Source organism: Pseudokineococcus basanitobsidens (assembly GCF_037482545.1).
Taxonomy (GTDB): Bacteria; Actinomycetota; Actinomycetes; order Actinomycetales; family Quadrisphaeraceae; genus Pseudokineococcus; species Pseudokineococcus basanitobsidens.
On record NZ_JBBIAA010000003.1, the window covers coordinates 208,774 to 221,373 of the forward strand.

9 protein-coding genes and 1 pseudogene are annotated in these 12,600 nt (G+C 76.4%); 4 read left to right on the top strand and 6 right to left on the bottom strand.

Going from position 1 to position 12,600, the window contains the following annotated elements; genetic code table 11:
* Positions 1-414: 414 nt before the first annotated feature.
* Positions 415-831: pseudogene (locus WDZ17_RS05230) on the bottom strand (GAF domain-containing protein); the annotation flags it as partial.
* A gap of 243 nt (positions 832-1,074) precedes the next feature.
* On the opposite strand from WDZ17_RS05230, the gene WDZ17_RS05235 reads away from it, so the two are divergent.
* Both WDZ17_RS05235 and WDZ17_RS05240 read left to right on the top strand, forming a co-directional pair.
* On the top strand, positions 1,075-3,189 hold the full coding sequence (locus tag WDZ17_RS05235) for a primosomal protein N' family DNA-binding protein (protein ID WP_422631820.1): 2,115 nt from the start codon (positions 1,075-1,077) through the stop codon (positions 3,187-3,189).
* A 55-nt stretch (positions 3,190-3,244) separates the two neighbouring features.
* Positions 3,245-3,835 carry an arsenate-mycothiol transferase ArsC gene (locus tag WDZ17_RS05240; RefSeq protein WP_339574080.1) on the top strand — a complete coding sequence of 197 codons (591 nt, stop codon included), beginning with the start codon at positions 3,245-3,247 and terminating at the stop codon, positions 3,833-3,835.
* Between the two features lie 10 nt (positions 3,836-3,845).
* On the opposite strand, the gene WDZ17_RS05245 is transcribed toward WDZ17_RS05240, so the two are convergent.
* Positions 3,846-5,324: a tyrosine-protein kinase domain-containing protein gene (locus WDZ17_RS05245; protein ID WP_339574081.1), complete on the bottom strand. Its 1,479-nt coding sequence runs from the start codon at positions 5,322-5,324 to the stop codon at positions 3,846-3,848.
* 205 nt (positions 5,325-5,529) lie between these two features.
* Here WDZ17_RS05245 and WDZ17_RS05250 point away from each other — a divergent pair, with 205 nt between their 5' ends.
* Together WDZ17_RS05250 and WDZ17_RS05255 are read left to right on the top strand one after the other, a co-directional pair.
* The gene (locus tag WDZ17_RS05250; RefSeq protein WP_339574082.1) at positions 5,530-6,951 is read left to right on the top strand and encodes an exopolysaccharide biosynthesis polyprenyl glycosylphosphotransferase; all 1,422 of its coding nucleotides are present in this window, start codon (positions 5,530-5,532) and stop codon (positions 6,949-6,951) included.
* 85 nt (positions 6,952-7,036) lie between these two features.
* Positions 7,037-8,182 carry a glycosyltransferase gene (locus WDZ17_RS05255; protein ID WP_339574083.1) on the top strand — a complete coding sequence of 382 codons (1,146 nt, stop codon included), beginning with the start codon at positions 7,037-7,039 and terminating at the stop codon, positions 8,180-8,182.
* A gap of 116 nt (positions 8,183-8,298) precedes the next feature.
* Here the strand turns inward: WDZ17_RS05255 and WDZ17_RS05260 are convergent, their stop codons facing one another.
* From WDZ17_RS05260 to WDZ17_RS05275, 4 genes are all read right to left on the bottom strand, one after another.
* Positions 8,299-8,763, bottom strand: a complete 465-nt coding sequence (locus WDZ17_RS05260) for an acyltransferase (protein WP_339574084.1) — start codon at positions 8,761-8,763, stop codon at positions 8,299-8,301.
* Between the two features lie 346 nt (positions 8,764-9,109).
* Positions 9,110-10,645, bottom strand: coding sequence for an oligosaccharide flippase family protein (locus WDZ17_RS05265; RefSeq protein ID WP_339574085.1), 1,536 nt, complete (start codon positions 10,643-10,645; stop codon positions 9,110-9,112).
* On the bottom strand, positions 10,642-11,727 hold the full coding sequence (locus WDZ17_RS05270) for a glycosyltransferase family 4 protein (RefSeq protein WP_339574086.1): 1,086 nt from the start codon (positions 11,725-11,727) through the stop codon (positions 10,642-10,644). The genes WDZ17_RS05265 and WDZ17_RS05270 overlap by 4 nt, the downstream gene beginning before the upstream one ends.
* Positions 11,728-11,918: 191 nt before the next feature.
* A partial coding sequence (locus WDZ17_RS05275; RefSeq protein ID WP_339574087.1) for a hypothetical protein occupies positions 11,919-12,600 on the bottom strand: 682 nt, incomplete at its 5' end.

A 12,600-nucleotide genomic window follows, 5' to 3' on the forward strand; every position in this document is an offset into this window, starting at 1 on the left:
ACCCGGCCGTCGACGACGACGGGTGCCCCTGCGTAAGGCGCCGACACCGGGGCCGGCCACGTGCGCGAGCGCCGGGTCGTCGAGCAGGTCCGGCACCACGGAGATCTCGCCGTCCAGCATGAGGTGGCACAGCGTCGGGCCGGTGAGCGTGCACCCGACCGGCATGTCCGCCCCGGGCAGCGAGCCGGAGCGTCGCTGCACCTCGAGGTCGACGGGCCTCACGCGCATCAGCGCCGCCAGCGGCATCCGCAGCTGCTCGCGCACCGCGTCGAGGAGCAGGTCGAGCGCGTCGACGGGGTCGAGGCCGCTCGTCATCCGGGCGACCGCCGCCGCCCGGACGCGTTCCGCCGCCTCCAGGCGGGCGGCGAGGTCGCGCACCTGCCGGGCCACCCGGAGCCGGACCACGACCTGGGCGCACTGGCGGGCCAGGGCGACGACGAGTGCCTCGTCGGCGTCCGTGAAGGTCGGGTGCCCGGGCGGCTTGGCGAGGTAGAAGGCGCCCAGGACCTCCGCGCCCGTGCCCGTGGCGACCGGGATGCCGAGGAAGGCCTCCATCGGCGGGTGCCTCGGGGGCAGCCCGAGCGCCGAGGCGTGGTCGCCGAGGCGCTCCAGGCGCAGGGCGTCGCCGGCGAGGACGGCGCCGAGCACGCCGAGGCCCTGCGGCGGGCCGGGCAGCGCCTCGACCTGGCGCTGGGGCATGCCCGCGTGCACGAGGTGGGAGACCTGGCGCGGGGCGCCGAGCACGGCCGCGCCGTAGACGGCGCGGGTGGCGAGACGGGCGACGTCGACGGCGCGCTCCAGCGCGCCGTCCTCGTCGTCGGCCGCGGCCATGCCCGTGAAGGCGTCGAGGATGAGCTGGAGGCGGTCGTCGGAGGTGCCGGACGGGCCGCCGGGGGCAGGGGCGGTGGTCACGTCTGCCCATCGGTCGCCGGGGTCCCCGTCTTGATGCCACGGGAGGGGGTCGGCCGGGAGGAGGCCGGGTGGGGGCGGGACGGCGGAGCCTCCGACCGCTCCGGACCGGCGCCCCGGGCCCGCACCGGACGGCGCCCGCCGCCGTCGGCGGTGGCTGGTGGAATGGCGCCCGTGCAGCCGGGGACGAGCGGGGAGGGCGCGGACGGGCAGCTGTCGCTGCTGCGCTCGGCGGCCCGCGGGCACCGTCCGCGCACCCCCGAGGGCAGCGCCGAGCGCGACCCGGTGGCGGGCGTCGTCCTCGACGTCCCGCTGCCGCACCTGGACCGCGTCTTCGACTACGCCGTGCCGGCGTCGGCGGCGTCGTCGGCGGTCGTCGGCGCACGCGTGCGGGTGCGCCTCGCCGGCCAGGACGTCGAGGGCTTCGTCGTCGAGCGGCGCGCGACCAGCGAGCACGCCGGCGCCCTGCAGCCGCTGCGGCGCGTCGTGTCCCCCGAGCCGGTCCTCGACCCCGCGGTGCTCGCGCTCGCCCGGGCTGTGGCGCGGCGGTGCGCGGGCACGACGGCCGACGTCCTGCGCCTGGCCGTGCCGCCGCGGCGTGCCGTCGTGGAGACCGAGGACCGCCCCGGGCCGCCGGCCGGGCCCCTGCCGCGTCCGGCGGCGGGCCCCTGGGAGGCCTACGCCGGCGGGGCCGCGCTCGTCGCCCGCGTGGTCGACGGCGGCTCGCCACGGGCGGTGTGGACCTCCCTGCCGGGAGCAGCGGGGGACGACTGGCCCGCGGCGCTCGCCGTCCTCGCCGCCGCGGCGCTCGCGGGCGGCCGCGGCGCGCTGCTCGTGGTCCCCGACGCCCGCGACGTCGCGCGCCTCGACGCGGCGCTGACCGCGTTGCTGGGAGCCGGCCGGCACGTCCGGCTGACGGCCGAGGACGGCCCGACGGCGCGCTACCGCGCCTTCGTCGCGCTGCGCCGGGGTCGCGTGCGGGCGGTGGTCGGGACCCGTGCCGCCGCCCTCGCCCCCGTGCAGGACCTCGGCCTCGTCGTGTGCTGGGACGACGGCGACGACCTCCACGCCGAGCCCCGCGCGCCCTACCCGCACGCCCGCGACGTCCTCGTCGAGCGCGCCGGGCAGGCCGGGGCGGCGGCCGTGGTCGGCTCGCCGTCCCGGTCCGCCGCCGCCCAGCAGCTGCTCGCGGACGGCTGGGCGCGCGTCGTCGTGGCGCCGCGGGAGGTCGTGCGGGCGCGGGCACCACGGGTCGCCGTCGCCGAGGACGACGGGCGCGACCCGGCCGGCCCCGGGGCCCGCCTGCCCGCCAGCGCGCTGCGGCTGGTCCGGGAGTCGCTGCCCTCCGGGCCGGTGCTCGTCCAGGTGCCGCGCGCGGGCTACCTGCCCGCGACGGCGTGCCAGCGCTGCCGCCACCCGGCGCGGTGCGCCCGGTGCGGCGGGCCGCTCGCGCTGCCGCAGCCCGACGAGCCCGGGGGCGCGAGCACCCCGGTCTGCCGGTGGTGCGCGACGAGCGCCCCGGCGTGGGCCTGCCCGCACTGCGGGGGCCGGGCGCTGCGCTCGCTCGTCGTCGGCTCCGGCCGCACCGCCGAGGAGCTGGGGCGCGCCCTGCCGGGGACGACCGTGCGGCGCTCGGGCGGCGCCGCCGAGGTGCTGGCCTCCGTCCCGGCCGCCCCGGCGCTCGTCGTCGCCACGCCCGGCGCCGAGCCGGTGGCCGAGGGCGGCTACAGCGCCGCGCTGCTGCTCGACACGTGGGCCCTGCTCTCGCGCGCGGAGCTCCGCTCGGCCGAGGAGGCGCTGCGGCGCTGGCTCCAGGCCGCCTCGCTGGTCCGCCCGGCGGCGGACGGCGGCCGGGTGCTCGCCGTGGGCGAGGCGGGCCTGGCTCCCCTGCAGGCCCTGGTCCGGTGGGACCCGGGCGGCCACGCCGAGCGTGAGCTCGCCGAGCGCACCGAGCTCGGGCTGCCGCCGGCGGCCGTCGTCGCCCGCGTGACCGGGTCGCCGGCCGGGGTCCGGGCGCTGCTGGCCGCCGTCGTGCTCCCGCCGGGCGCGTCCGTGCTCGGTCCCGCCCCGCTCGCGCCGCGCGCCTGGGTGGGCGCGTCGGGGCGCCGGTCCGCCCGGACGGACGGCGACGAGGAGGCGCAGGCCCTGCTCCGGGCCCCGCGCACCGCCGCGACCGCCCTCGCCGACGCCCTGCGGGCGGCGCGCGCGGCGACGTCGGCGCGCAAGGAGCCGCCCGTCCGCGTCCACGTCGACCCGCTGGACCCGCTGGAGGGGTGGTGAGCCCGTCCGGGTCCGCCTCGTCCGCTGCACCGACCCACGTGGCTACGGTCGCGGGGTGGACGCCGCCCAGCCCCTCCGAGTCCTCGTCGTCTGCACGGCGAACGTCTGCCGGTCGCCCTTCGCCGCGGCGGTCTTCGCCCACCGCCTCGGTGCCCTGCCCGGTGGGGACCGGGTCCGGGTGACGGGCGCCGGGGTCCGTGCGATGACCGGCGCGCCGGTGGACCCGGCCATGGCCGACCACCTCGAGGCCGAGGAGGCCGTGCTGCTGGACGGCGCTGTCGCCCGACAGCTCGACGAGCGGCTGGTGCGCGAGGCCGACCTCGTCCTCGCGCTGGCCCGCGAGCACCGGCGTGCTGCGGTGGCGCTCGTCCCCGCGCGCCAGCGGAGGGTGATGACGCTCCTCGAGCTGGCCCGGGCGGGCCGGGCCGCGGCCGACGCCGGCCTGGCGCCGGTCGCGGACGCGCCGGACGCGCTGCGGGCACTCGTCGCGGCGTCGGCCGCCCACCGCGGGCCGACGGCACCGGACGACCCGGCGGCCGACGACGTCGCCGACCCGCACCGCCGTCCCGCGCCGGAGTACGCGGCCGCCGCGGCGCTCGTGCGCCGCGCCGTGGACGACGTGGTCGGGGCGCTGCCGCTGCGCTGAAGCCCGTGCGTCAGTCGCGCTCGGCGTGCCGCCCGGCGAGGGCGTGGTCGAGGGCGACGACGCCGTGCTCGCGCTCACCCGCTCGGGGCGACGGCACGCCCGCTACCTCGTCCACCGGCGCCGGCAGCGGCTCGCCGTACCCGTACCCGTAGCCGTACCCGTAGCCGTAGGGGGAGCCGGCGCCCTTGGCCGGGACCATCGAGAGGATCCCGCCGAGCACGCGTCCGTCCACGGAGCCCAGCCGCTCGAGGGCCTTGGACAGCTGGTCGCGCGTCGTCCGGCCGTGCCGGACGACGACGATGGCGCCGTCGACGTGGCGGCTCAGCACCGCGGCGTCGGTCACGGGCAGCAGCGGCGGCGAGTCGACGACGACGACCTCGGCGCGACCCCGGAGGTCGGCCACGAGCTCGGCCATCTGGCGCGAGCCGAGGAGCTCCGAGGGGTTCGGGGGGATGGCGCCGCTGGGCAGGACGGACAGGCCCGAGGTGCCGTAGGGCTGCAGCACGTCGTCGAGCTCGGCCTGGCCTGCGAGGACGGTGGTGAGGCCGGCGGCGCTCTCGAGGCCGAGGTACTCCGAGACCTTGGGCAGGCGGAGGTCGGCCTCCACGAGGATGGTCGGCACCCCGGCCATGGCGAGCGTGAGCGCCAGGTTGACCGAGGTCGTCGTCTTCCCCTCCCCGGGCAGCGAGGAGGTGACGACGACGACCTTCTGCGGGTGGTCGAGGTCGACGAACTGCAGGTTGGTGCGGATCTGTCGCAGCGCCTCGGACTGCGGCGTGTTGGTGTGCCCGGCCACGAGGACGGAGGCGCCCTCCTTCTCGGGGGTGAACAGCGTGGAGCCCAGCGCCGGGACGCCGAGGGCGGCGACGTCCTCCGTCGTCCGGACGGAGGTGTCGAGCAGCTCGCGCAGGACCGCGACGCCCACCCCGGCGGCGAGGCCGACGAGGAGGCCGAGGGCGAGGTTGAGCGGGCCGCGCGGGGAGACCGGCGCGTCGGGGACGAGTGCCTCGCGGGTGACGCTCACGCGGACGGGGCTCGGCCCGTCGCCCGCCGGCTGCTCGAGCTCCGTGACGACCGAGACGAACGAGACGGCGACGGCGTCGGCGATGTCGGCGGCGACCGCCGGTGCCTCGTCGGTGACCGTGACGTCGATGAGGACCGTGTCGAGCGGTGCGCTCGCGGTGATCCGCTCGGCCAGCTCCACGGGCACCGTCTCCAGGCCGAGCTGCGAGATGACCGGCCGCAGGACGGCCGGGCTCGTGACGACGTCGCTGTAGGACTTGACCCGCTGCTGCGTGAAGCTGCTGCCCTGCAGCAGCGCCGAGGCGTCCTCGCCGCCCTGCGTGGAGACGAAGAGCTGCGTCGTCGCCTCGTACCGGGGGGTCATGAGCAGGGTCGCCGCCGCTGCTGCCAGGAGACCGACGAGCGTGGTGACGGTGACGAAGCGCCAGCGCTTGCGGAGCACGCGCAGGTAGTCGGTCAGGTCCATGGCTGCTCCTCGGCTCGGCAGGGCGACGCCGCGCGTCACCCGTCTGCCACGCCCATCGGCCGCACGGGTGACGGACTTGAGCGGGCCGCGCCGACGACGGCGTCGGAGGTCGTCACCCGGACGGGCTCAAGCCCGGGCGCAGTCCTGCCGAGAGGACCGTCGGAGCCGCCGACCCGGGCGCCTCCGTGACGACGGGGGACCATGCGTGAGCACGACGACGCAGGCCGGCGAGGCGCTGGGTGCGCTGCCCCGGCAGCGCAGCCGCCCCGTCCCTCCTCGGCGCTCGCCGCGGTCGGCGCCTCAGCTGTGCGTGCGCCGCGCCTCCCTGCTCGCCGACGTGCTGGCGTTGCTGGCCGCCGTCGCCCTCCTCGGCGGGGCCGGGGCCGCCGACGACATGGTCGTCTTCGGGCTCGTCCTGCTGGCCGGGCTGGGGGCCGCCGGGCTGCACCGGGCGCGCCTCAACCTCTCGGTGCTCGACGAGCTGCCGGTGGTCCTGGTCGCCGCCCTCGCCGCGGCCGGCACCACGGCGGCGACGGCGGCGGTCCTGCGCTACCCGCCGCTCGACGCCGTGGTGGTCGCCCGCCTCGGCGGCGCCGTTCTGCTGGTTCTCGCCGCGCGCGCGCTGGTCTACGCGGTCGTCGCAGCCGCGCGTCGCTCGCGACGGGTCGCGCACCGGACGGTCGTCGTGGGGTGCGGCGGCCTCGGCGGCCAGCTCGCCGACGTGCTCGGGCGCGGGACGCACGGGCTCCTGCCGGTCGGCTTCGTCGACGACGACCCCCAGCTCGCGGCGGGGGAGCGGCCGTTGCCCGTCCTCGGCGGGCTGCGGGACCTGCCGTCCGTGGTGCGCGCCACGGGCGCGGACACCGTCGTCCTCGGCTTCTCCAACGCCCCCGAGAGGGTCGTCGTCGACGTCGTCCGCGCGTGTCACCGCCTCGACGTCGAGATCTTCACCGTGCCGCGCTACTGGCAGGTGCACAGCACCCACCGCCTCGTCGAGGTCGTCCACGGCATCCCGCTGGTGCGGCTTCGCCGGCCGGCCTTCCGGTCCTCGACCTGGCGGCTGAAGCGGGTCGTGGACGTCGTCGGCGCGGCTGCCGGCCTGGCCCTGCTCTGGCCGCTGGTCGCCGTCTGCGCGCTGGCGGTGCGCCGCGAGGGCGGCCCCGGGGTCCTGTTCCGGCAGGTGCGGGTCGGTCTCGACGGGAGGGAGTTCGAGCTGTTGAAGCTCCGCAGCCTGCGCCCGGTCGACGCGGCCGAGAGCGCGACGACCTGGTCCATCGCCGACGACGACCGCGTCGGGCCGGTCGGCCGGCTGATGCGACGGACGTCGCTGGACGAGCTGCCGCAGCTGTGGAACGTCCTGCGCGGCGACATGTCGCTCGTGGGTCCGCGGCCGGAGCGGCCGCACTTCGTGCAGCGCTTCACCGCCGAGCACGAGGACTACCTCTGGCGGCACCGGGTGCCGTGCGGGCTGACGGGGTGGGCGCAGATCAACGGGCTGCGGGGAGACACCTCGATCGGCGAGCGGGCGAGGTTCGACAACTTCTACGTGGAGAACTGGTCGCTGTGGCTCGACCTGCTGGTCCTCCTGCGGACGACTGCCCACGTCGTGAGCGGTACCGGGCGGTGACCCCTGAAGGGCCGCGCCGTCGCGTCGGGCGGGCCGTCCGGGTGAAGAGGTCAAGTCGTGACGGCGAGATGACGAAGGGAAGAGCATGAACGAGGCGAAGTGGCCAGCGGTCGACAAGCGCATCCCGAACCCCCGCAGCGGTGGCCGCCCTACGGCGTCGTGGCCCTCGGTGACGGTGGTCGTCCCCACCACGCTCCGTCGGGCGTCCCTGCCGCCCGCGCTGCGGAGCGCACGCGAGCAGGACTACCCGGGCGACGTGGTCGTCACCGTCGTGGTCGACCGTGACCGGAGCGACACCCGCGGCTACGAGCGTGCCTGGCTCGCCGAGGCCGACCACGTGATCTGGACCGGTGGAGGCGCCCTCGGAGGCCGCTCGCGCAATCTCGGTGTCGCAGCGGCGGAGACAGACCTCGTCGCCTTCTTGGACGACGACGACCTGTGGCGTCCCATGAAGCTCTCGCTGCAGGTCCGCCGCCTCGTCGCCAGCGAGGGCCACGGGGCCGCCGTGGTCGTCGGGTCCAGGGTGGTCGAGGTGCGGTGCGACACCCAGGAGCGCAGTCGTCCGGTACCGACATCGCTCATCGCCGCGGACGAGTCTGTGGGCGACTACCTCTTCCGGCGCCGACGCCCCTCGCTGGGGCGCGCGAGCCTGCACACGTCGACCCTGCTGATGCGTCGTTCCACCGCTGTCGCCGTGCCGTGGTCGGAGGGGCTCGCCCGGCACCAGGACTGGGACTGGCTGCTGAGGGCGGAGGACTCGCTCGGCGCGGTCGTCGTCCAGGTGGCTGAGGTGACGGTGGAGCACTACCTCGGCTCGGTCGCCTCAGTCTCCGCCTCGGCCGACTGGCGCTCCTCCCTCGAGTGGGCGGCAGCCTGGCGGTCTCGGTGGAGCGCGAGGACCTACAGCGACTTCGTCTGCGGCCAGGCGCTGCGCTACGCCGTGCAGGCCCGGTCGTCCGCAGGCGTGCGGACGTGCCTCGCCGAGGTCCGGAGGTCCGGGAGCCTCCCGGCACCGGGCCCTGCGGTGCTAGCGGCCGGCAGCCTCGTCCCACGTCCGCTGCTCGAGCGCTTCAGCCACCGCGCCCACCGGCTCGCCTCCTCGGCAGGGCGGGTCCCTCAGGCCGGCCGGGGGATCGCCGCCATCCCTGCGCCCCGGCGGCCGGGGCTCCGGTCGACACCCGGTCCGTCGACGGCGGAGGCTCTGCAGCACGCGGGGGCACGGAAGAGCTGACGTGCGTTCCGCTCGGCTCGACGACGGCAGTCCAAGCCGACTGCCGTCGTCGAGCGCCGCGGCTCAGCAGGCTGCTCGCGACGCTCGCCAGGCGCGGGGCAGGAGGTCCGTCCTCCCTAGGTCGGCGATCCGCGGTGCCCGATCTGACGCATCGGGTTGCCGCCCACGACGCTGTACGGAGCGACGTCCTTGGTGACCACGCAGGCGGCGGCGACCACGCTGCCCCGACCGATCCGTCTGCCCGGGAGCAGGACGGCGCCGGCGCCGATCCACACGTCGTCCTCGATGACGACCGGGCGAGCCTCGCCGAGCCCTTGCTCACGCATCGGCCTCGCGGTGTCGTCGACCACGTGGTTCCTCCCCAGGACGAGCACGCGCGGGCCCATCATGACGTCGTCTCCGATGGTGACGGGCCCCATGACGAGGGCGTCCTTCCCGATCCCGGAGCGATGACCGATGATCACGTCCCTCCCCGAGCCGAACCACGCGCCCTGCTCCACGTTGACGTGCTCGCCGCAGGAGGCGAACAGCCGTCGGCAGGCGGCCAGACGCGCACGACGGCCCACGGAGCCGCCGGGCATGAAGGACCACGGCAGGTGCCGCGCGAGACCGTAGTAGCCGGCGAAGCCGAGCAGCTGCCGTGCACTGGTGGATCGGGTCCTGGCGATGCGGACCTCCCGGGTCGGACGGACGCGCGGTACCGGCTCCGTCGTCTGCTCACCGGACGGAGACGTGCTGACGGATTGTGCACGCTGAGGTGGACGGACGGGTGGGGTCCTGCTGCGCCGCCCACCCGAGCGGCCGGTCGGCGACCGGGACGGAGCTCAGCCCATCCTCGGGCTCAACCACGTCGGTGACCGCCGCTCGGGCCCTCGCCGGCAGCGGGACGGTACGGCGGCGCGGTGCGACGAGAGGAAGCCGGTGACGTCACGCCCGCCCGGGCCGGGCAGCTGGCTCCGGGCGTCGTCGTAGAGGTGCGAGCGTCGCCGCAGCTCGCGCCCGGAGGGCACCACGTGCTCGGGCGTCGGTCAGCTGCAGCAGGCCTGCGCACGACGCACCCCCCGCCACCGATGCGCCGACCACCAGGAGCGCCGGAGACCCGGGAGGTGGCAGCTGCGCCACGCCCCACGCGCTCCCGGCCACCAGCAGGGCGACGAGATGGTGGCGCAGGACGAGCGGTGAGACGAGGTCACGCGTCCGTACGGAGAGCTCTCGGCGGACCGCCACGACGGCCGCCACGCACTCACCCGACTGCAGGAGGACTCGGCCAGCCGCGACGACGGCCAGCGCTTCGACGGGTCTGAGGCCGCCGACGACGGCCGTCAGGCCCCCGAAGAAGGCGAGGCCGGTCCCGGCCCCGGCCCAGGCGAGCAGGCTGGTGCGACCGAGCCGCCCACGGCGCTGCAGCAGCGGGACGAGCGTGGACGTCGTCGACATCAGCAGCGACGACAGGCAGAGGATCGACAGCGCAGGCGCGGCGCTCCTCCACTCCGCACCGAGCAGACCGGTGACGGCGGAGGCGCTGCCGGCGAGGAGTCCCAGAGCGGGGGCGCTGACGGCGGCGGTGCGCTCCGAGATGTCGCGAGCCCTCCGTGCGAGGTCCACGTCAGCGGTGCGCCCCAGCTCAGCGAGACTCACCGTCACCACGGCTCGGCACGTCACGTCGTGCGCCGCGTCGACGAGCCGCCCGGCGAGGCGGTAGAGGCCCGCGCTGGTCGGCCCCAGGACGAGGCCGACGAGGAGGAGGTCTGCCCGCGCGTCGAGCGCCTGACCCAGTCCACCAGCGCTCGAGCGCCACGCCAGCGGCGCCAGGGGGCGGAGGGCCCGCCATCGCGGCAGCCCGGTCGGCCGCCACCCGGACCGGACCACCAGCACGAGCAGGTTGGTCACCGAGACGACGAGCTGCTGACCGACGAGCGCCCACACACCTGCGCCGAGCAGGGCTGCCAGGACGCCCGTCGCTGCCCCGGCAGAGGGGGCGAGCAGGCCGCGCAGCGCCAGCCCGCGGCCGTCCATCGCCCGTCTGACCACGGCCTCGTGGGGGACCGCCAGCGACTCGACGAGCACGAACACCGAGAGGGCGTGGAGCACGCCTGCCAAGACAGGAGCGCCCGCGACGGTGGCGACCTGCCCTGCGGACAGCGCCGTGGTCGTCGTCGCGAGCAGACCGCAGAGCACGAGCAACCAGTGCGCTGACGTGAGCTCGACCTGCGACAGGACCGGTCGTGCCACCAGCACGGGCAAGAGCCCCTGCTGGATCGCCGTCTGCCAGAGCAGCACGATGGCCAGCGCGACGCTCGCCGCACCGAAGTCGGCCGGGTCCAGGAGGACGACCAGGAGAAAGGTCGCCGAGAGCGTGATGCCCTGCCGAGCGGCGCTCCCGACGAGGTTCCAGCGCGCGGCGTCCCGGAAGGCGGTGTGCGGCCGCGCGGCGCCCACCTCCGCCGCGCCGGATGCCGTCACGTCTTGGACTCGTGACGATCGAGGTCCGGCGCGACGCTCTGCAGGAGGTGCACCCACCTGTCCACGACCCGCTTCGGGTCCACGAAGTGCTCGCGCCTGGCTGCAGCCGCACGCCGCTCATGCGGCGGTGTCGGCGAGGTGACCACCTCGACCAGGGTGCTGGCGAAGCTGTCGGCGTCGGCCGGTGACGACCTGCCGGGCACGAGGGAGGGCACCAGGGCGCGCGCCATCGGGAAGTCGGTCACGACGACGTCACGCTCGTGGCGCGCCGCCTCGAGCATGGCCAGGCCGAAGGTCTCGCCGTGCGACGGCAGGGCCACCACGTCGCAGGAGTCGTACAGCGGCTTCATGTCGGGGACGTGCCCGAGGAAGCGGACGCGGGAGCCCAGGCCCAGACGCTCGCACCGGACGGACAGCGCTTCCCTCAACGGACCGTCGCCCGCCACGTCCAGGACCCAGTCCTCGGGGAGACGGGTCAGCGCCGTCAGCAGGAGCTCGTGGTTCTTCACCGGGACGAGGCGTCCGACGGCCAGGACGACGACGCGCCCGTCGTCCTTCCGACTCGTCCGGCGGCCGGCCGGCTCCTCGGGCTGACCCTCCCGCCGGGGCGGTCCCGCCGCGGCGTCCTCGTCCCTGAGCAGGTTGGGGATCGCGATGACGGGGGGAGCTGCCAGCCACTGCTCGAGCTCCGCGGCGAGGACCTCGCTGACGGCCACGACCGCATCCGCCCGTCCGTACAGGTGTCGGGCAGCGCGGTGCAGCAGTCGAAGGGAGGGGTTCGCGGCGAGGTTCTCCGGGCTCATCGAGTGCTCCCAGACGACCACGGCGAAGGGCAGCCGCCGTCGGCACACGAGGAGGGGGAGCGCCGCCCAGACCCCGACGACGACGACGACGCCGTCGACGGCGGCGCTCCACCGGCGCAGCCGCACCACCGAGAAGACCCTGGCGACACCGCGCAGCGACCCGCCGAGCGAGGTGAAGCGGGGAGCGAGGACGTCGGGCGGAGCAGCGTCCTCTCCGATGGCGACGACGGGGACTTGAGGCCCGAGGGCCGCAGCGAGCTCGATCGCACATCGCTCCATCCCCGTGGTGGGGGACAGGTGCGAGACGAGCACCGCTGCGGGGCGGCCGGACGGCGCGTCGGTGCCGCCGGCCGCGACACCGGCCCCACCTGGGCTCCGGCCGCCGCCGTGGCTCTCGCGGCGGACGGCCGCGACGGACCCCGGGGGAGCACGGAGGGGCTCGGGTGCCGCGGGCCGAGGCACGACGCGTCTCACGCCTTCGCCGTCGCAGGAGCCGCGCTGCCGACGTCTGCACTGCCGCGACGCGGTCCTCCGGCGGCCGCAGCGGGCACCGCCGCGAGGAGCGCGACGACGGCCCACGTGGTCGCGTCGACCGTCATGGGGTTCCACACCGACTCGAACAGGCCTGCGACCAGGAGGAGCAGCACGGGCGCGGTCGTCCACCACCCCGCACCGAGATGGGCGCGCAGCAGCGACGCAGCGGTGAAGGAGAAGAGACCCACGCCGACCGCTCCCCCGGCGAAGAGGAGGTACAGGTACAGGCTGTGCGTGAAGTGGGTCGACAGGACGCCGACGTCCTGGAGCGCCGACCACTGCGAGAGCCCTGCTCCCACCAGGAGGTGGTCCGAGACGACGTCTCGCGCTCGGAGCCAGACGAGTCCACGGTTCGACCAGTCGGTGGGCGCGGCCGTGGCGACGAGCCACAGGCCGGCTGCCGAGCCTGCTGTCGCGGCCACGACACCGGTGAGCAGCGGGCGCGAGGGACCCCGGCCGCCGCGGAGCTCCTGGAGCGCTCGGGCGAGCGCGAGCACGAGCAGCACCACGGCGAGAGCGAGCGCGGCGGTCCTCGCGGCAGTGAGCAGCAGGACGAGGCCGCCGAGGCCTGCGGCCGTGGCCCGAGCGCGGGGGGGGGGGGGGGGGAAAAAAAAAGGA

What these genes read in the sequence shown, in the direction of transcription:
- WDZ17_RS05235 (WP_422631820.1), top strand. Translation starts at nt 1,075, where the DNA reads ATGGCGCCCGTGCAGCCGGGGACGAGCGGGGAGGGCGCGGACGGGCAG.
- WDZ17_RS05245 (WP_339574081.1), bottom strand. Translation starts at nt 5,324, where the DNA reads ATGGACCTGACCGACTACCTGCGCGTGCTCCGCAAGCGCTGGCGCTTC.
- WDZ17_RS05255 (WP_339574083.1), top strand. Translation starts at nt 7,037, where the DNA reads ATGAACGAGGCGAAGTGGCCAGCGGTCGACAAGCGCATCCCGAACCCC.
- WDZ17_RS05260 (WP_339574084.1), bottom strand. Translation starts at nt 8,763, where the DNA reads ATGCCCGGCGGCTCCGTGGGCCGTCGTGCGCGTCTGGCCGCCTGCCGA.
- WDZ17_RS05270 (WP_339574086.1), bottom strand. Translation starts at nt 11,727, where the DNA reads ATGGAGCGATGTGCGATCGAGCTCGCTGCGGCCCTCGGGCCTCAAGTC.